Origin of the sequence: Krasilnikoviella flava, from assembly GCF_900167525.1 — a bacterium.
Taxonomy (GTDB): Bacteria; Actinomycetota; Actinomycetes; order Actinomycetales; family Cellulomonadaceae; genus Isoptericola; species Isoptericola flavus.
Genome location: NZ_FUZQ01000003.1, coordinates 163,805 through 180,738 on the forward strand (window position 1 = coordinate 163,805; position 16,934 = coordinate 180,738).

Consider the following 16,934-nt stretch of genomic DNA (forward strand, 5'->3'; position numbering starts at 1 on the left):
GCTAGGGCGCCCCAGCCCCGCGATCCCAGGGATTTCGGGACCTTCGGGGGACAACCCTGAGCGATTTCGGGGGACACTCCTACCGGGTCAGGCGCGTGCGGTCAGGGCACTCCTCCAGCCGATGCGCCCACCGGTCTGCAGCAACGCACCGCGGTAGGCGCGCTCGCTCACGAGCAGGGCGACGACGGCGAACGCGGCGAGGATCAGGAGCGAGACGATCGGCTCCCACCACGCGGCGTCGCCGGACAGCACCCGCACCGGCATCGAGACGACGCTGGCCACGGGGACGTACGACAGGACGGTCTCGAACGTGCCGCTGGCGGAGAACGTCAGGAAGTACACGCCCATGACCGCCATCGTCATCGGGGTCGTCGTGTGCTGCAGGTCCTCGGTGCGCGAGGCGAGCGCTCCCGCCACCGCGTAGAGGGCCGCGAGGCCGAGGAACCCGACCGCGAAGAACAGCACGAACCACAGCAGCGACGTCGACAACGACGGCAGGATCGACGCGGTCGGCGTGAACGACAGCGCGACGAGGCCGACCGCGGCGAAGACGACGTTCTGCGCCAGCGCGACGACGGAGCTGCCGAGGATCTTGCCCGCCAGCAGGTGCCGCAACGGCACGGCGGTGGCCATGATCTCCACCAGCCGCGACTGCTTCTCCTCCACCACGCTGCCCGCGATCATCTGCCCGGAGCCGAGGGCCCCGAGGAAGAAGAGCAGCGCGAGGGCGAACGACGCGAAGAACAGCGTCTGGGAGTCCACGGCGTCGCCGTCGAGCCGGTCGGTGGTCAGCGTGCCGCCGGCGGTCAGCTCGGCGGTGGTCGTGCCGGCGGCCTCCGCGTTGGTCGCGAGGGTCTGCTCCGCCACCCCCGCCGTGAGCAGGCGGGTGAGCGTCGAGTCGGGGTCCGCCTCGCCGGTGAGCACCCAGCCGTCGTCCGCGGACCCGGCGGCAGGGTGCAGCCACGCGTCCGCGTCGCCGGCGGCGAGCGCCGTGCGGGCGGCCGCGTCGTCGGGCACCTCGAGCGTCGTGAGCTCGGCCCCGCCGCCCTGCGCCTCCGGGATCGAGGCCGCGGACTCGACGGCGGCCGTCGCGGCGGTGTCGCCCGCCGGCACCGCGACCGTGAAGCTGTCGGTCTTGCTGCCCTGCCACGCCATGAACGCGGCCAGGGCGGCGATGATCACGACCGAGACGAGCAGCCCCACGAGGAACGTCTTGTTGAGGGCGCGCACCACGATCTCGCGCTTCATCACGACCAGCCACGCGCCGCGCGTGCCCTCGGCGGCCTCCTCGGGCGTCGTCGTGCCGGTCGGGGAGGGAAGGGTGGTGGTCATGCCGTCACCTCGCGGTAGATCTGGGCCAGCGTGGGCTTCAGGGGGGTGAGCTCGCGGACGCCGCCGCGCTCGAGGCCGGCGGCGAGCAGCCGCTGCAGGGACGCGTCGTCGGCCACCTCGAGGAGTGCGACGGGTCCGTCGACGTCGACCGCGTGCACGCCGGGGACGCCACGCACCCAGCCGGCGTCGCCGCCCGCGACGAGGCGGTGGCGCAGGGCGCCGGCCTGCTGCAGGTCGGCAGGGGCGCCGTCGGCCATGACCCGGCCGGACTTGAGGATCACGAGCCGCTCGCACAGCCGCTCGACGAGGTCGAGCTGGTGCGAGCTGAACAGCACGGGCACGCCGCGGGCCGTGTGCTCGGCGAGCAGGTCGACCATGCCGTCGACGGCGGCCGGGTCGAGGCCGCTGAACGGCTCGTCGAGCACCAGCATCCGCGGGGTGCCCATCAGCGCGGCGACGATCTGCACGCGCTGCTGGTTGCCGAGCGACAGCTTCTCCACGTGCTCCTTGGACCGGCCGGCGAGGCCAAGCCGGTCGAGCATGTCCAGCACCTCGGCGCGCGCCCTGGGCGCCGCGATGCCGCGCAGCCGCGCCAGGTAGACGAGCTGGTCGAGCACCGGCTGCTTCGGGTACAGCCCGCGCTCCTCCGGCATGTAGCCGAACGCGCGGCGGGCCGTCCGCGTCACCGGGTCGCCGCCGAACCGCACCTCTCCGGCCGTGGGCGCCAGGACGCCCATGATCATGCGCATGGTGGTCGTCTTGCCGGCGCCGTTGCCGCCCACGAACCCGGTGAGCAGCCCGGCCGGGGCGGTGAACGAGACGTCGTCGACGGCGGTGAGGTCGCCGAACGTCCTGGTCAGTCCCCGTACCTCGAGGGAGTCGTTGTCCATGACGACGACGCTACGGACCACAGCCCCTCGGCGGATCCGCCCGACGGCGGAGATCGTCCCCTCCCCCGCCGGGCGGATCCCTCACTCCCGGGTCGCGGAGACCCAGTCCGGGTTGGACTGGTCGGAGCGGGCCCCGACCACGCGGCCGGCCAGCTCGTCGAGCGCCGCGACGGCCTCCGCGTCGAGGGCCAGGCCCAGCGAGGCGAGGTTCTCGTCCACGCGGGCGGCGCGCCGGGAGCCCGGGATCGGCACCACGGGCAGCCCCAGCGCGTCCCCCTGGTGGCGGAGCCAGGCCAGCGCGACCTGGGCGGGCGTCGCACCACGCTCCTGCGCGATCCCGCGGACGACGGCGACGAGCGCCTGGTTCGCCTCGAATGCGGAGCCGCGGAAGCGCTCCAGGTTGCTGCGCCAGTCGCCGGCCAGCGCGTCGGCATCGGTGAGCTTGCCGGTGAGGAGGCCGCGGCTGAGCGGCGAGTACGGCACGAAGCCCACCCCGAGCTCGGCTGCCGTCGGCACCACCGACCGCTCGACGTCGCGGCTCCACAGCGACCACTCGCTCTGCACCGCGGCGATCGGATGCACGGCCTGCGCCGCCCGCAGCTCGGTCGCCGTGACCTCCGACAGGCCCAGGTGGCGCACCTTCCCGGCCGTCACCAGCTCCGCCATCGCGCCGACGACGTCCTCGACCGGCACCCGCGGGTCGCGGCGGTGCAGGTAGTACAGGTCGATGACGTCGACGCCGAGGCGGCGCAGGCTCGCGTCGGCCGCCTCGGCGACGTACGCCGGGTCGTTGCGTGCCGACATGCGGGAGTACGTGTCGTCCTCGGACACGATGCCGAACTTGGTCGCGAGCGTGACGTCGTCGCGCCGGTCACGGAGCAGCCGCCCGACCAATCGCTCGTTGGAGCCCGCGCCGTAGAGGTCGGCCGTGTCGATCAGGTCGATGCCGACGTCCACCACGTGGTGCAGCGTCGCGAGCGCGTCGTCCTCGTCCACCGCGCCGTACACCTGGGCGAGGCCCATGGCCCCGTACCCGAGCAGCGAGGTGTCGAGCCCGTCCCCCAGGGTGGTGCGGGGCATGCCGGTGGTCGTGGTCATGAGGCGGTCCTCTCGGTCTGAAGGGTGGGCAGGCACTGGACCGCCGCGACGTCGGGGGGCACCGGGAGGCCCTCGCAGTCGAGTCCGGCCGCGATCAGCTCCCGGTAGTGCTCGATCTTGTGCCCGACGGCGGCGAGGTCGTCGGCGAGCTGGGCCTGCTGGCGCAGGATGTTCTCGCGCTGCCGCTCCAGCAGGGCCATGCGGCGCCCGTGCGACGCGGCGCCGTCGTCGGTCAGCGCCACGAACTCGCGGACGTCCGCCACGGGCATGCCGGTGCGGCGCAGCGCGACGACCAGACGGACGAACCCGACCAGCCGTTCCGGGTAGCGGCGCCTGCCGTCCGGCCCGCGAGGCGCGCGGGGCAGCAGCCCCTCGCGCTCGTACCAGCGCAGGGCGTCCACGCTCAGGCCGCTGTGCTCCGCGACCTCCCGGATGCCGACCGTCGTCCCGGTCCCCGTCGTCGTCATGCGTCGACCGTAGGAGCTTGAGTGCACTCCAGCGCAAGGGCCGTCCAGGATCCGCCCTCCGACCCCCGACTTTCGTCGCGGCACCGGGGCCGACGGTCGGTACCGGAGGCCGCTCGCCCCTGGCTACGTTCGGCGGGACGCACGATCCACCGGCGAGCACCTGGCGCCCCGACGACGGAGAGCACCATGACGTTCACGCACCCGCGGGGCACCCGCCAGCCCCGTGGCCGCTTCCTCGCCGGCCGGAACCGGCGGGCGGCGCGACGCGCAGGCCGGGCCACCGGCGGCCTCCTCTCCCTGACGACGATCGGCCGGAAGACCGGGCAGGAGCGGTCCACCCCCGTCGGCGGCTTCCCCGGCGGGAACGGCAGCTGGATCGTCGTCGCGTCCGCCGCCGGCGCACGGGCGAACCCCGCCTGGTATCTCAACCTCGCGGCCCACCCCGACCGCGCGACGGTCACGACGGGCGGGCAGACGTTGCCCGTCGTCGCCGAGGAGCTGCACGGCGTCGAGCGCGCGGCCGCCTGGCGGACGGTCACGACCATCTCCCCCGGTTTCGCCACCTACCAGGCCCGGACGGACCGCGAGCTGCCGGTCATCCGGCTGATCCCCCGCGCCTGACCCTCGACGTAGCGATCGGTCCTCGTCCGGACGGAGGACGAGGACTGATCGCTACGTCGAAGGTCAGGGCTGTGGATCACGACCAGGCCACCGCCCCCATCTCTGGTCTGCTTCCGGGGTGCATCGTCGCCTCGTCGTCCCCGCGTCGCTCCGGCAGATCGCCGCCGCGCAGGAGGGGCTGGTGTCGTCCGAACAGTGCCATGAGCACGGGCTCACGAAACAGAACGCCGCCGCGCTGGTGGGACGCCAGGACTGGGGCCGCGTGGCTCGCGGGGTGTTCGACACCGGCGCGGCCGGCGGCACGACCGACCCCTTCGACGTCCCCCGACGACGGTCGGCACTCGTCGGCGTCCTCGCCCGTCCCGGCTCGGTCGCCACCGGGCTGTGCGCCCTCGTGTGGCAGGGCGTGCAAGGCGCGCCCGCACACATCGCACCGGAGGTGACGTTCCCCGATGGCTCCCCGCGGTCCGGCGGGCCAGGGCGGGTGCGTCGCGAGCGGCTGCGGCGATGGGTGGTCGTCGGAGGCCTCCCCTGCGTCCCGGCAGAGCTTGCGCTGGCACAGGCGGTCCCCGAGCTCGACCGAGGTCACGCCGTCGCGCTGATGGACTCCGCCCGACACCGGCGAGTCGTCACGGAGGACGAGTTCCGCCGGGCCCGCGAGGCCGCGCGCGGTCGACGAGGGGCGGCGCGGGCGTCGCCCTGGTGGGACGAGTCGGACCCGCGGGCGGAGTCTCCGATCGAGACGGCGGCACGGCTCGCCTGCACGGACGCGAGCTACCCACCCGACGCCCTGCAGCTCGTGGTGCGGGACGCGCGGGGCCGGTTCTTGGCCCGTGTGGACCTGGCGTGGCTCCTGCCGGGCGGCCGGGTCCTTCTCCTGGAGCTCGACGGACGCGACGCCCACACGACGCCGAAGGCCCTTTTCGGCGATCGGCGTCGGCAGAACGGGCTGACGAGCCACGGAGCCGTCCTGCTGCGGTTCACCGGACGGGACGTCGCCCGAGGTGTGGTCGTCGACGAGGTGCGCCGAGTCCTGGCCGCCGCGGGCTGGTCCCCGCACCCCTGGCCCGCGGACCGGCCGTTCGTCCTGTCGACGTAGCGGTGGGTCGTCGTGCCAGCATCGGACGACGACCCACCGCTACGTCAGGCTGCGGTGGTAGAAGACGACCGCCTGGACGCGGTCGCGCAGGTGCAGCTTGGACAGCACGTTGGAGACGTGCGTCTTGACGGTCGCCTCGCCGAGGAACAGCTCTCCGGCGATCTCGGCGTTCGACAGGCCCTGGCCCACGAGCACCAGCACCTCGCGCTCCCTCGGGGTCAGCTGACCCAGCCGCCGGTCCGACGTCGCCCCGGCCGGCCGGACGTCGGCCACCGGCCGCTCCCCGGAGACCATCCGCTCGATCACCCGACGCGTGACCTCCGGCGCGAGCAGCGCGTGCCCCTGGGCGACGGTGCGCACGGCGTCCACCAGCCGGTCGGCGTCGGAGTTCTTCAGCAGGAACCCGGACGCGCCGGCCCGCAGGGCGTCGTCCACGTACGCGTCGTCGTCGAACGTCGTGAGCACGAGCACCCGCGCAAGGTCCTCGGCGACGATGCGCCGGGTGGCCTCGATGCCGTCCATCACCGGCATCTGGACGTCCATGAGGACGACGTCGGGCCGCAGCGACCGCACCTGCTCCAGCGCCTGCGCGCCGTCGGCGGCCTCGCCCACCACCTCGACGTCGGGCTCGACGGACAGGATCATCGCGAACCCGGAGCGCACCAGCCGCTGGTCGTCGACGAGCAGCACGCGCACGGGGGCGCCGCCCGGGGGTGCGTCGGGGCCGGTCACGGGCGTTCTTCGGGCAGGGGCAGGCGCACCCGCACACGGTAGCCGCCGGTGGCGCGCGGCCCGACGTCGGCGATCCCGCCGTGGGTCGCGACGCGCTCGCGCACGCCCACCAGGCCCAGGCCGGTGCCGGAGGAGCCGGGCCGCGGGCGGCCGTCGTCGAGCACCTCGACCTCGGCGAAGCCGTGCGGGAAGCGTTCCGCCGCGGGGTCGCCGCGGCGGACGGGCCGACGGTCCACGCGCACGACGACGCGCGCGGACCGGGCGGTGGAGTGCTTGCGGACGTTGCTCAGGGCCTCCTGCGCGGTGCGGTAGAGGCTGAGGCCGAGCGGCGCGGGCACGGCGTCCAAGGCGCCGTCCTCCGCGACCACCCGCACCTCGACGTCCAGCCCGGCGTCGTCCGCGAGCGCCGGGACGTCGGCCAGCCCGGGCTCCGGCGCGCGCCCGCCCGGGGCGCTGCCGGCGGCGTCCTCGACCCCGCGCAGGGTGCCGAGCAGGCCGCGCATCTGCGCCACGGCCTCGCGCGACTCGCCCTCGATGGTGGCCAGCGGCGCGGCCGCGGTGGCCGGGTCGCCGGCGAGCATCCGCCGGGCGGCGGCGGCCTGGATGCCGATGACGGACACGTGGTGGGCGACGACGTCGTGCAGCTCGCGGGCGATGCGCAGCCGCTCGGTGACCACGGCCTGGCGCTGCAGCTCCGCGGTCTGCCGCTCGATGGTCGCGGCCTGCGCCTCGAGCTGCTCCCGCCGGCGCGCGCCGTGCCACATGAGCTGGCCTCCCACGACGGCCCCGTAGAAGTAGGCGAGGTTGATCAGCAGGTTGTACGCGGTGAACGCCACGCCCGGGTCGACCAGCCCGGGCCGCTCGTCGGCCAGCCCCATCTGCTCGACGATGCCGTCGATGCCCGCGCCGACGGCGAACTGCCAGGCCAGCCAGCCGAACATCGCCAGCAGCGCGGCGCCCACGACGAGCACCATCGCCTGCCGGTCGCGCGCCCACGCGACCGCGCTGAACAGCGCGACGAAGTAGACCACCTGCAGAGGCACGAGGATCGTCACCATCGGGACGGTCAGCCCCACCACGAGGAAGTGCAGGTACACCACGGAGAGCACGACCAGGGGGAACCGCCGGCGCCACATGAGAGGTGCGGCGCCCGCGGCCGAGAGCAGGTAGAGCAGCCAGGTCGGGGCCGGCTCGTCCTCGAAGTACCCGATGCTGCGGGCGAGCTCGGCGCCCACCAGGGAGACGACGACGAACGCGGCGCCCAACCACAGGTCGTTGCGGTAGGCGCGGGCCGGGTCGGCGGGCACGCGCTCCCACCCGGAGTCGATCCCCCACCAGTCGGCGAGGCGGGCGGTCCACCCGGCGGGTTGCTGCGGCATCCGGCCAGCCTAGGGAGCACCACCGGGTGGGCGCCTCCGCCGTGAGGTGGAAGGGTGGGCCCATGAGCATCCCCACACCGGCGGACACGTTCTGGATCTGCCGCACCTGCGCCGTCGAGCACGCCGACCGACCGGACGTCTGCGCGATCTGCGCCGACGAGCGCCAGTGGGTGCCCGCCACGGGTCAGGAGTGGACCACCCTGGCCGAGCTGACCGCGGAGGGCCTCGCCGTCGAGGTCGCCGAGCTCGAGCCCGACCTGCTGGCCCTGCACGCCGCCCCGCAGGTCGGCATCGGGCAGCAGGCGAAGGTGGTGCGCACCCCCGCGGGCGCGCTGCTGTGGGACCCGCTCGGTTTCGTCGACGACGCCGGGGTCGCGGCCGTCGTGTCCGCCGCCGGCGGCGGGGACGTGGTGGTCGCGGCCAGCCACCCGCACATGTTCGGCGTGCAGGTGGAGTGGAGCCGGCTGCTGGCGGAGGCCACCGGCCGCGACGTGCCCGTGCTGGTCAGCGAGGCGGACGCCGGCTGGGTCGCGCGCCCCGACGCCGTGATCGAGACGTGGTCGCCCGGCGCGGACGGTGAGCGCGAGGTGCTGCCCGGCGTGGTGCTCAGCCAGCCGGGCGGGCACTTCCCCGGCTCGACGGTGGTGCACTGGACCGGCGCCGACGGGCGCGGGGTGCTGCTCTCCGGCGACACGATCTTCGCCAACCCGGACCGCACGGCGAGCTTCATGCGCAGCTACCCCAACCGCATCCCGCTGTCCGGGGCGGTCGTCACGCGCGTCGCCGAGCACGTGGCCCGCCGGCCCTTCGACCGGCTCTACAACAACTTCGACGGCGTGATCCCGGCCGACGCCAGGGAGGTCGTGCTGCGTTCCGCCGAGCGGCACGCCGCCTGGGCGCGCGGCGACTTCGACCACCTGACCTGAGGCTCAGCGGGACGCGGCGCGCTCCGGGCCCGGCGCGGTGCCCGCGCCCGTGGTCGGCGCCGGTGCGGCGCCCGGGACGACGACCGCCGCGATCGCCGTCGTGATCGGGATGGCGAGGACCAGCCCGATGGAGCCCACGAGCGTCCGCACGATCTCCTCCGCGATCTCCCCCGAGGTGAGCGCCGTCGTCGGGGACTGGTCCAGGAGCCACACGGTGAGCAGCAGCGGCAGGGCGGCCCCCACGTAGGCGAACGCGATCGTGTACACGGTGGACGCGATGTGGTCGCGACCGATCCGCATGGCCCGCGCGAACAGGGCGCGCCGCGGGGCGAGGGGCGCCAGCGCCCGGAGCTCCCACACGGCCGACGCCTGGGTGATGGTGACGTCGTTGAGCACGCCCATCCCGGCGAGCACGAGCCCGCACAGCGCGATGCCCTGCAGGTCCACGCCCGGCGCCATCGACGGCAGCGTCTGCGCGGTCTCCGACGTCGCACCCGTGATGTTCGAGGCGCCCGTGGCCCACGTGCCGATCGCGGCCGTGAGCGCGAGCCCTGCCAGCGTGCCCAGCAGCGCCACCGACGTCCGCGTCGTCAGGCCGTGCGCCAGGTAGAGGACCACCAGCATCACCGCCGAGGACGTCACGAGAGCCACGGCCATGGCGTCCTTGCCCGCCAGCAGGGCCGGGAAGGTGAAGCCGAGGAAGACGGCGAAGGCGAGCCCGAGCCCGGCCAACGCCGCCAGCCCCCGCCATCGCGCCACCAGGAGGACGACCAGCACGTACGCGCCGGCGAGCAGGGCGAGGGGCAGCTCCCGCTGGTGCTCCATGAAGACGTAGGGGGCCGCCACCTCCCCCTGGAGGTCGGCGATGAGCAGCGCCACCAGGCCGTCGCCCGTCTCGAACTCGAACCGCGGGTCGACCTGCATCCGCGACGCGCCGCCGCCGGGCAGCTCGATCGGCACCGTCATCTCGCCGGACTCGTCCTCGCCGGGCGGCCCCGCCACCGTCACCTCGACGAAGGCGCTCCCGTCGACCACGACGGGGATGCGGTCGGGCACCTCGCCCGCCTTCGGCCAGAGCATCCACAGCCCGAGCGCGGTCGCGACGATCGCGGGCAGCACGAGGCAGGCGATGACCACCCGCGTGCGACGCGGGGCGGGCGCGACGGCGCCGCCGTGCGCGTGTCCGTGCGAGTGTCCGTGGGAATGACCGTGTGGACGGCCGTCGTGACGGCCGTCGCCCGGGTCGTCGGCGTGCGCCGGGGCAGGGCTGACGTCGGACCTCGGGGCAGGCGTCATGCGCGGATCCTCACACGCGGGCCGGCAGTTTCCCGGACGTACACTCCCGGGGTGAACCAGACGCCGGATCCCCCCGCCGGATCTGGGTCCGGGCGGGCGCTCGGGGTGGCGCTCGCGATCGTCGCAGGGTTCGCCGCCGCGCTGCAGAGCCGCGTCAACGGCACGCTCGCCACCGAGACGGGCACCGCGTTCGGCACGGCCGCCCTGTCGTTCGGGTCCGGGCTCGTGCTGCTCACGCTCGTGCTCCCCTTCTCCCGCACCGGGCGGTCCGCGCTCGCGCAGGTCGCGGCCGGCCTGCGCCGCGGCGGCGGCGCGGGCGGCCTGCGCTGGTGGGAGTGCCTGGGCGGTCTCGGCGGGGCGTTCTACGTGATGTCGCAGGGCCTGACGGTCGACGCGCTGGGCGTGGCGGTGTTCACCATCGCGCTCGTCGCCGGGCAGTCGGTGAGCTCGCTCGTCATCGACCGGATGGGGCTCGCGCCCGGCGGCGTGCGCCTGGTCACCGTGGGCCGCGCGCTGGGACCGGTGCTCACCCTGGTCGCCGTGGTCGTGGTCTCCGGCGCGGGCGCGACCACGGCCGCACTCGGCCTGGCGCTGTTCCCCCTCGTGGCGGGCGTGCTCCAGTCGTTCCAGCAGGCGCTCAACGGGCGGGTGCGCGCGGCCGTGCGCCCCGCCGACAGCACGGCCGGCGGGCGCGACGGCGGCGTGCTGGCCGCGACGTTCGTCAGCTTCCTCGTCGGAACGGCGGCGCTGCTCGTCGTCTTCGGGGTGTCCATCGCCGTCGACGGCCCGCCCACCGGCGCGCTGCCCACCCGACTTCCCGCCGACCTGCTGCTCTACTCCGGCGGCCTGCTCGGCATCGTCTTCATCGCCCTGCAGGCGGCGGTCGTGCAGCGCATCGGCGTGCTGCTGCTCGGGCTCGGCATGATCGCCGGCCAGGTGGTCGGCGCGCTGGTGCTCGACGTCGTTTCCCCCGCCGTCGGCCCGCCCGGCGCCGCGACCTACGTCGGCGCCGCGCTCACCCTGGTCGCCGTCGCCGTCCCCCTCGTCGAGGGCGCGCTGCGCCGCCACGCCTGACCTGCGGAGACGTCGTGGTCCGGCGCATCGGACGCCGCGACCGGAAGGTTGCGGCGCCGAAACCGCTGCGTTGCAAGGAATGTTCGCCCCGAGCACGAATCGGTAACGATTCTTCCGCCCGGGGGGATGTGGTCTGGAGCACCCTCGGGGCACGGATAGCCTCGCCGCACCGACCTTCGCCCAGAGAGCCCCGACGAACTTGACCCGATATCTGCTGCGCCGCACCACAGGCTGGTTGCTCATGGTGGTGGCCGTCACGAACCTGACGTACTTCCTCGCCTGGGCGTACCTCGATCCCCGCAGCAACTACGTGGGCCGGCGCCCACCGTTGAGCGAACAGCAGATCGTCAACCTGCTCGAGCCGCGCAACCTCGACGACGGGACTCCGCTCCTCGTCCGGTGGTGGAACTGGTTCAGCGGGGTCCTCTTCCGCTGGGACTGGGGCGTGAGCCCCACCGGGCAGTCGGTCAACGACCAGGTGGCCTACCGGATGTGGATCTCGGCCGAGCTGATGCTCGGTGCGACGATCCTGCTCACGCTGATCGGGATCGCGCTGGGCGTCTACAGCGCGTCGCGACAGTACCGGGTCGGTGACCGGGTCGCGCAGGGCACGTCCATCATCACGATGAACATCCCGATCGTCGTCGCGGCGCTGGGGCTCGTGCTCCTCGCGATCGCGTTCAACGGCGCGGTCGGAACCACCGTCTTCTACGTCACCGGAGCGTCGAGTCCCGGCGTGAGCGGGTTCTTCCCCACGCTGGTCGACACCATCCAGCACCTCACGTTGCCGACGCTCGCGCTGGTCATCGTCGGCTACGCGCAGTACCACTTCCTGCAGCGCTCGCTGCTGCTCGACAACATCAAGTCCGACTACGTGCGCATGGCGCGGGCCAAGGGCCTGACCAAGCAGCAGGCGATCCGCAAGCACGCGCTGCGCACGTCACTGATCCCCGTCACGACCCAGGTCGCCTTCTCGATCCCCGGCATCTTCACCGGTGCCGTGCTGACCGAGTCGATCTTCGCCTGGAAGGGCATGGGTCAGTACTTCATCGAGACGATCTCCAAGAACGACATCAACGGCGTGGTCGCGGTGGCGGCGTTCGGCGCGGTGATGACCGCGATCGGCGCGATCCTCGCGGACATCGCGGTCGTCGTCCTCGACCCCCGAGTGCGGGTGAGCTGACATGGCAACCGATCCCTCCATGGTCGACCCCCTCGCCGAGGCGGAGACCGCGCCGCCGGTCGTCGAGCCCGGCCAGCGCAAGCGTCTCTCCAAGTGGCGGCTGTACGGGCGCCGTTTCACGCGCAACCGCCCCGCGGTCGGCGGCGTCGTGATCTTCGTGCTCCTCGTCCTGTTCGCCCTGTTCGGCCCGCTCTTCGCGAAGTACGACCACGTCGAGCTGGACTTCCTGGCGTTGTCCGACCCGCCGAGCCCCGAGCACTGGTTCGGCACCAACAACGCCGGCAACGACCTCTACGCGATGGTCGTGGTGGGCCTGCAGCGCTCCCTGCTCATCGCCGTCGTCGTGGCCACCGGCACGACGATCCTGTCCGCCGTCATCGGCACGGCGGCCGCCTACTTCGGCGGCCGCATCGAGCGGGTCGCGCTGTTCGTCATCCACTTCCTCATGGTGGCGCCCACGTTCCTGCTGCTCGCGATGATGTCCAACAGCTCCGGCGGCGACTGGAAGGTCATCGCCCTCGTCCTCATCCTCGTCAGCTGGTTCTTCCAGGCCCGCACCATCTGGACGCTGTCCCTCTCGCTGCGCGAGCGGGAGTTCGTGCACGCAGCGCGCTACATGGGGGTGCCCGGGCTGCGGATCGTCTTCCGCCACCTCATCCCCAACATCGGGTCGCTGCTTGTCATCAACTTCACGCTCGGCGTCGTCGGCGCCGTCATGGCCGAGACGGGCCTCTCCTTCCTCGGCTTCGGCGTGAAGCTGCCCGACGTCTCGCTCGGGTCCCTCATCGGCATCGGGGCCTCGAGCATCTCGAGCTCGCCGTGGATGTTCTACTTCCCCGCCGCCGCCCTGACGCTGCTGACGGTCTCGATGGCGCTCATCGCCGACGGCCTGCGGGACGCCCTCGATCCCACCTCCGCTGCGGGAGGCCGCGCATGACCACCCCCGTTCTCTCCGTCCGCGACCTCACCGTCAGCTTCCCGTCCGAGGCGGGTCGGGTGGACGCCGTGCGCGGTGTCTCGTTCGACGTCGCGGCGGGTCGCACCCTCGGCATCGTGGGCGAGTCCGGCTCGGGCAAGTCCGTCACGTCGCTCGCCGTGATGGGCCTGCTCGACGAGAACGCCCGCGTCGGCGGCTCCGTGCGCTTCGAGGGCGAGGAGCTGCTGGGCAAGAGCGACGTGCAGATGTCCAAGATCCGCGGCAACGGCATCGCGATGATCTTCCAGGACCCCCTGACGTCGCTGACGCCGGTCTTCACCGTCGGTGACCAGATCGTCGAGGCGCTCACCGTCCACAACCCGCGGATGTCGCGCCGCGCGGCCTGGAGCCGCGCCGTGGAGCTGCTCAAGCTGGTCGGGATCCCCCGGCCCGAGGATCGCGTCAAGTCCTTCCCGCACGAGTTCTCCGGCGGCATGCGCCAGCGCGTGGTCATCGCCATCGCGATGGCGAACAACCCCCGGCTGATCATCGCGGACGAGCCGACGACCGCCCTCGACGTCACGATCCAGGCGCAGATCCTCGACCTGATCAAGACCGCCCAGCGTGAGACCGGGGCCGCGGTCATGATGATCACCCACGACATGGGCGTCGTCGCGAACATCGCCGACGACGTCGTCGTCATGTACGCCGGCCGCCCGATCGAGCAGGCACCCGTCGACACGCTGTTCGCCGACACGCGCATGCCGTACTCGATCGGCCTGCTCGGCGCGATCCCCCGCGTGGACACGTCCGAGAAGCAGCCCCTGGTGCCGATCAAGGGCACCCCGCCGCTGCTGGTCGACCTGCCCGACGCGTGCCCGTTCGCGGCACGCTGCCCGATCGTGACCGACGCCTGCCGCACCGCCGAGCCCGAGCTCGTCGCCGTCGGCGGGGACGACCGGCACCGCGCCGCGTGCATCCGCGCCGAGGAGATCCGTGCGGGTCGCATCGACGGCGGCCCGGTCTACCCGCTCCCCGAGATCCCCACCTCGACGCTCGAGTCCGTGCCGAGGGACCTGCGCAACCCGACGCTCGAGGTGGAGAACCTCTCGAAGTCGTTCCCGCTCCTCAAGGGCTCCTTCCGCAAGAAGAAGGTCGGCGAGGTGCACGCCGTCAAGGGCGTCAGCTTCGACGTCCGCGAGGGCGAGACGATGGCGATCGTCGGCGAGTCCGGGTCGGGCAAGACCACGACGCTGCTGCAGATCATGGACTTCGCCACGCAGGACGACGGCGACATCCGGATCGTCGGCACCAGCGTCGCCGACGTCAAGGGTGGCCGCGCCGAACGGCAGCTCCGCCGCGACGTCCAGATCGTCTTCCAGGACCCGGTCGGCTCGCTCGACCCGCGCATGACGGTCTTCGACGTCATCGCCGAGCCGCTGCGCACGGTGGGTACGCCCTCCGCGCAGGTCGGGCCGCGGGTCGACGAGCTCATGGGCCTGGTCGGGCTCGACCCCTCGCACAGCGACAGGTTCCCCGCCGCGTTCTCGGGCGGCCAGCGCCAGCGCATCGGCATCGCCCGCGCCCTGGCGACCAACCCGAAGCTGGTCGTGCTGGACGAGCCCGTGTCCGCGCTCGACGTGTCGGTCCAGGCGGGCGTGATCAACCTGCTCGACGAGCTCAAGGTCCGCCTCGGCCTGTCGTACCTCTTCGTCGCGCACGACCTGTCGGTCGTGCGGCACATCGCCGACCGCGTGGCCGTGATGTACCTCGGCAGCTTCGTCGAGCACGGTGAGGTCGACGCGGTGTTCGACGACCCGCAGCACCCGTACACGCAGGCCCTGCTGTCCGCGATCCCGGTACCGGACCCGGTCGCAGAGCGGACCCGCGAGCACATCGTGCTCACCGGAGACCTGCCGAGCCCGACCGACAGCATCCAGGGGTGCGCCTTCGTCTCGCGCTGCCCGCTGTACCAGACGCTCGACGACGCCGAGCGCGCCGTCTGCGACACGAAGGTCCCCGCTCTCAGCGGCCGGACGGGCGTGCACGTGAACGCCTGCCACCACCGCTGACCACGTTCCCCATCCATCACTCACCCCACCATCGAGTCAGCGCCCCCGAGGCGCGAAAGGAGCCCCTATGAGGCTGCAGAAGAGACTGGTCGGCAGCGTCGCCGTGGCCGGCGTGCTCGCCCTGGCCCTCACCGCCTGCGGCGGCGGCGGCAACGACGGCGGTAGCGACGAGCCCACCGCCGAGGCGCAGACCGTCGAGGGTGCGGACTACAACCCGCAGCCCCGGGAGAACCTCGAGCAGGGCGGCGAGGTGACCTTCCCGATCGGGGAGATCACGCCGCAGATGAACGTCAACCACTCCGACGGATCGGTCGACACGGCCCGGATCTGGGAGTGGTACAACCCGCAGACGATCCTCATGACGCCGGAGGGCGAGGCCGAGGCCAACCCCGCCTACCTCACCGACTGGACCTCCGAGGTCGTGGACGGCAAGACGGTCGTCACGTTCACGATCAACCCCGAGGCGGTCTGGAACGACGGCAGCCCGATCACGTGGAAGTCGTACGAGCAGACCTGGATCGCCAACCGGTCCGTCGACGACGGCTACGTGCCGAACACCACCGACGGCTACTCGCAGATCGAGTCGGTGAAGCAGGGTGAGGACGAGCGCCAGGCCGTCGTCACGTTCAAGTCGGAGTACCCGTGGACCGACGGCCTGTTCTGGCACATCCTCAACCCGAACGTCGACTCGCCGAAGGTCTTCAACGAGGGCTACGTCGAGAAGGCGCACCCGGAGTGGGGCGCGGGGCCGTACAAGATCGACGAGTTCGACCTCAACGGTGGCGTCATCACGTTCGTCCCGAACGAGAAGTGGTGGGGCGACAAGCCGCTGCTCGACAAGGTCACGTACCGCGTGCTCGACTCCGTCGCCGCGGTGAACGCGTTCCAGAACGGTGAGGTGGACCTGGTCGAGAACCTCTCCGCCGACAACCTCGAGCAGCTCGCCGACGTCGAGGGTGCCGAGACCTACCGCGCGCAGCGCGCGGCGACCAACCTGATCCAGCTCAACGCGGAGCGCCCGCAGCTCTCGGACCTCAAGGTCCGCGAGGCGATCTTCAAGGCGGTCAACCGCGAGCAGATCAAGGAGGTCATGTGGAACGGCCTCAACTACACGGAGCCTGAGGTCGGGTCGCTGAACCTGTACCCGTTCCAGGAGGGCTACGTCGACGCGCTGGCCGAGGCCGGTTACAAGTACGACGTCGAGGCCGCCAACGCCGCCCTCGACGAGGCCGGCTGGGCGCTGAACGGCGACGTGCGCGAGAAGGACGGTCAGAAGCTCGAGGGTCGCATGCCGATCTTCGGCGACGACCCGATCGTCGAGGCCCGCGCCAAGGTGCTGCAGCAGCAGCTCGCCCAGGTCGGCTTCGCCCTCGAGATCGACAAGCGCCCGGAGAGCGACTTCTCCACGGTCGTCACCACCAAGGACTGGGACCTCATCACGATGGGCTTCTCGTCGAGCGACCCGTACGGCGTGGCGTACATGTGCCAGATCTACTGCTCGGACAGCGGGCTGAACCTGTCCGCGACGAGCACCAAGGAGATCGACAAGAAGATCGCCGACGAGGTGTCGTCGCTGCCCACGGCCGAGGAGCAGAACGCGGCCGGCATGAAGCTCGAGGCGGAGATCATCGCCGAGACGTGGGGCGTCCTGCCGCTGTACAACGGCCCGTGGATCGCCATGGCCAAGGAGGGCCTCGCCAACCTCACGCCCGAGACCTACACCGGTCTCGACCTCTTCGGCCTGCAGCCGGTGGAGAACGTGGGCTGGGAGAAGGCCGCCGCCGCGGAGTGATCCGCATCGGCTGAGCGCTTCGCTCGCGCCTGACGAAGGCCTTCGGGGCCGGTGGTC

General features: G+C 72.6%; 15 protein-coding genes. 8 read left to right on the forward strand and 7 right to left on the reverse strand.

The annotated features are described in order from the left end of the window. Nucleotides 1–87: 87 nt before the first annotated feature. From B5Y66_RS08745 to B5Y66_RS08760, 4 genes are all read right to left on the reverse strand, one after another. Nucleotides 88–1,332, reverse strand: coding sequence for an ABC transporter permease (locus B5Y66_RS08745; RefSeq protein WP_079573567.1), 1,245 nt, complete (start codon nt 1,330–1,332; stop codon nt 88–90). Next, a complete protein-coding gene (locus B5Y66_RS08750; RefSeq protein ID WP_079574380.1) occupies nt 1,329–2,222 on the reverse strand; it encodes an ABC transporter ATP-binding protein in 894 nt (297 codons plus the stop codon). Before B5Y66_RS08750 ends, B5Y66_RS08745 begins: the two co-directional genes overlap by 4 nt. 81 nt (nt 2,223–2,303) lie before the next feature. Continuing rightward, nucleotides 2,304–3,320: an aldo/keto reductase gene (locus tag B5Y66_RS08755; protein WP_079573569.1), complete on the reverse strand. Its 1,017-nt coding sequence runs from the start codon at nt 3,318–3,320 to the stop codon at nt 2,304–2,306. Beyond that, nucleotides 3,317–3,787, reverse strand: coding sequence for a MerR family transcriptional regulator (locus B5Y66_RS08760; RefSeq protein WP_079573571.1), 471 nt, complete (start codon nt 3,785–3,787; stop codon nt 3,317–3,319). The genes B5Y66_RS08755 and B5Y66_RS08760 overlap by 4 nt, the downstream gene beginning before the upstream one ends. A 186-nt stretch (nt 3,788–3,973) precedes the next feature. Here B5Y66_RS08760 and B5Y66_RS08765 point away from each other — a divergent pair, with 186 nt between their 5' ends. Together B5Y66_RS08765 and B5Y66_RS08770 are read left to right on the forward strand one after the other, a co-directional pair. Continuing rightward, entirely contained in the window at nt 3,974–4,408 is a 435-nt protein-coding gene (locus B5Y66_RS08765; RefSeq protein WP_079573573.1) for a nitroreductase/quinone reductase family protein, read from the forward strand. A 118-nt stretch (nt 4,409–4,526) separates the two neighbouring features. Then, complete coding sequence (locus B5Y66_RS08770; RefSeq protein WP_079573575.1) at nt 4,527–5,507, forward strand: hypothetical protein; 981 nt, start codon at nt 4,527–4,529, stop codon at nt 5,505–5,507. A 39-nt stretch (nt 5,508–5,546) separates the two neighbouring features. Here the strand turns inward: B5Y66_RS08770 and B5Y66_RS22690 are convergent, their stop codons facing one another. Then, nucleotides 5,547–6,152, reverse strand: a complete 606-nt coding sequence (locus tag B5Y66_RS22690; RefSeq protein WP_245807053.1) for a response regulator — start codon at nt 6,150–6,152, stop codon at nt 5,547–5,549. 83 nt (nt 6,153–6,235) lie between these two features. After that, nucleotides 6,236–7,618: a sensor histidine kinase gene (locus tag B5Y66_RS22695; RefSeq protein WP_079573577.1), complete on the reverse strand. Its 1,383-nt coding sequence runs from the start codon at nt 7,616–7,618 to the stop codon at nt 6,236–6,238. A gap of 62 nt (nt 7,619–7,680) precedes the next feature. On the opposite strand from B5Y66_RS22695, the gene B5Y66_RS08785 reads away from it, so the two are divergent. After that, on the forward strand, nt 7,681–8,544 hold the full coding sequence (locus B5Y66_RS08785) for an MBL fold metallo-hydrolase (protein ID WP_079573579.1): 864 nt from the start codon (nt 7,681–7,683) through the stop codon (nt 8,542–8,544). 3 nt (nt 8,545–8,547) lie between these two features. Here the strand turns inward: B5Y66_RS08785 and B5Y66_RS08790 are convergent, their stop codons facing one another. Further along, nucleotides 8,548–9,840, reverse strand: coding sequence for a YibE/F family protein (locus B5Y66_RS08790; RefSeq protein ID WP_079573581.1), 1,293 nt, complete (start codon nt 9,838–9,840; stop codon nt 8,548–8,550). Nucleotides 9,841–9,891: 51 nt separating this feature from the next. Between B5Y66_RS08790 and B5Y66_RS08795 the strand changes: the two genes are divergently transcribed. The 5 genes from B5Y66_RS08795 to B5Y66_RS08815 all read left to right on the forward strand — a co-directional run bounded on the left by B5Y66_RS08795 (nt 9,892) and on the right by B5Y66_RS08815 (nt 16,877). Continuing rightward, the gene (locus B5Y66_RS08795; protein WP_245807013.1) at nt 9,892–10,914 is read left to right on the forward strand and encodes a DMT family transporter; all 1,023 of its coding nucleotides are present in this window, start codon (nt 9,892–9,894) and stop codon (nt 10,912–10,914) included. Nucleotides 10,915–11,113: 199 nt separating this feature from the next. Then, a complete protein-coding gene (locus B5Y66_RS08800; RefSeq protein ID WP_079573585.1) occupies nt 11,114–12,097 on the forward strand; it encodes an ABC transporter permease in 984 nt (327 codons plus the stop codon). 19 nt (nt 12,098–12,116) lie between these two features. Then, nucleotides 12,117–13,034 (forward strand): ABC transporter permease, encoded by a 918-nt coding sequence (locus B5Y66_RS08805; RefSeq protein WP_245807014.1) that lies wholly within the window; start codon nt 12,117–12,119, stop codon nt 13,032–13,034. Continuing rightward, a complete protein-coding gene (locus B5Y66_RS08810) occupies nt 13,031–15,085 on the forward strand; it encodes an ABC transporter ATP-binding protein (RefSeq protein WP_079573589.1) in 2,055 nt (684 codons plus the stop codon). The genes B5Y66_RS08805 and B5Y66_RS08810 overlap by 4 nt, the downstream gene beginning before the upstream one ends. A 67-nt stretch (nt 15,086–15,152) precedes the next feature. After that, on the forward strand, nt 15,153–16,877 hold the full coding sequence (locus B5Y66_RS08815; RefSeq protein ID WP_079573591.1) for an ABC transporter family substrate-binding protein: 1,725 nt from the start codon (nt 15,153–15,155) through the stop codon (nt 16,875–16,877). Nucleotides 16,878–16,934 lie beyond the last annotated feature (57 nt).

Bases quoted from the DNA above. Each gene is read 5' to 3' on its own strand.
- B5Y66_RS08760 (WP_079573571.1), bottom strand. From the start codon at position 3,787: ATGACGACGACGGGGACCGGGACGACGGTCGGCATCCGGGAGGTCGCG.
- B5Y66_RS08765 (WP_079573573.1), top strand. From the start codon at position 3,974: ATGACGTTCACGCACCCGCGGGGCACCCGCCAGCCCCGTGGCCGCTTC.
- B5Y66_RS08745 (WP_079573567.1), bottom strand. From the start codon at position 1,332: ATGACCACCACCCTTCCCTCCCCGACCGGCACGACGACGCCCGAGGAG.
- B5Y66_RS08790 (WP_079573581.1), bottom strand. From the start codon at position 9,840: ATGACGCCTGCCCCGAGGTCCGACGTCAGCCCTGCCCCGGCGCACGCC.
- B5Y66_RS08785 (WP_079573579.1), top strand. From the start codon at position 7,681: ATGAGCATCCCCACACCGGCGGACACGTTCTGGATCTGCCGCACCTGC.
- B5Y66_RS08815 (WP_079573591.1), top strand. From the start codon at position 15,153: ATGAGGCTGCAGAAGAGACTGGTCGGCAGCGTCGCCGTGGCCGGCGTG.
- B5Y66_RS22690 (WP_245807053.1), bottom strand. From the start codon at position 6,152: ATGATCCTGTCCGTCGAGCCCGACGTCGAGGTGGTGGGCGAGGCCGCC.
- B5Y66_RS08805 (WP_245807014.1), top strand. From the start codon at position 12,117: ATGGTCGACCCCCTCGCCGAGGCGGAGACCGCGCCGCCGGTCGTCGAG.
- B5Y66_RS08750 (WP_079574380.1), bottom strand. From the start codon at position 2,222: ATGGACAACGACTCCCTCGAGGTACGGGGACTGACCAGGACGTTCGGC.
- B5Y66_RS08755 (WP_079573569.1), bottom strand. From the start codon at position 3,320: ATGACCACGACCACCGGCATGCCCCGCACCACCCTGGGGGACGGGCTC.
- B5Y66_RS08810 (WP_079573589.1), top strand. From the start codon at position 13,031: ATGACCACCCCCGTTCTCTCCGTCCGCGACCTCACCGTCAGCTTCCCG.
- B5Y66_RS22695 (WP_079573577.1), bottom strand. From the start codon at position 7,618: ATGCCGCAGCAACCCGCCGGGTGGACCGCCCGCCTCGCCGACTGGTGG.